Annotated in this window: 1 pseudogene; it reads right to left on the bottom strand. The window is 70.3% G+C overall.

Going from position 1 to position 673, the window contains the following annotated elements:
- Positions 1-604 (bottom strand): annotated as a pseudogene (locus C2142_RS36430) (hypothetical protein); the annotation flags it as partial.
- Between the last annotated feature and the right edge of the window lie 69 nt (positions 605-673).

Raw genomic sequence — 673 nt, 5'->3', positions numbered from 1 at the left:
GCACCGTCCGCATGTCCTCGGTCATGTTGCGGACCAGCTCCGGCTTCTGGCTGATCGGGATGAGGCCGTTGGACATCGGCGTCAGACCCAGCTGCTGCGCCCGGTTGGCGTACCAGGTGTCGATCTCGGCGAGCTTGAGCCGGGCGTTCCTGAGCGTGACGGCGTTGTTCGCCAGCTGCTGGGGCACGGAGTGCCGGCCGGTCGAACCGCCCGACAGCACCTTGGCGTTGGCCATGACCTGGCGGGAGAAGGTGGTCATGGTGTCGAGGAAGGAGTCCGCCGCCGGGCCCTTCCACGGGCCGTCGTCCCCGGCCAGCGCCTTGGCCTGGTCGACCAGGCTCTTCGCCACGGCCTCCAGCGACTTCTGCACCCGGTAGTAGGTGTTGGCGGCGTCCTGGAGCGACCGGGGGTCGGAGACCGACCGGGCGTGGGACAGGTTGACGTCGTCCGCGACCCCGGCGGACATGCCGCTGATGGCCGCCATGATCTGTTTCCAGTCCCAGAGGTCGTACTCCCCCGGCGAGCCGGTGGCCGTGGCGTCGGGGCTGCCGAAGACCGCTCCGTCGTCGCCCTGGTGGAAGCCGTGGTTGTTGTAGTCGGGCACGTCCCGTTCTCCTCTCGATCCGCCCGGCCGCCCGCGCCGCTCAGTGCGGGGGTGGGGTGTTGCCGCCGG

It is taken from the genome of Streptomyces sp. CB01881 (genome assembly GCF_002953255.1).
Taxonomy (GTDB): domain Bacteria; phylum Actinomycetota; class Actinomycetes; order Streptomycetales; family Streptomycetaceae; genus Kitasatospora.
The sequence above is the reverse complement of the archived record's forward strand: the minus strand, read 5'-3'. Positions and strand labels throughout refer to the sequence as shown.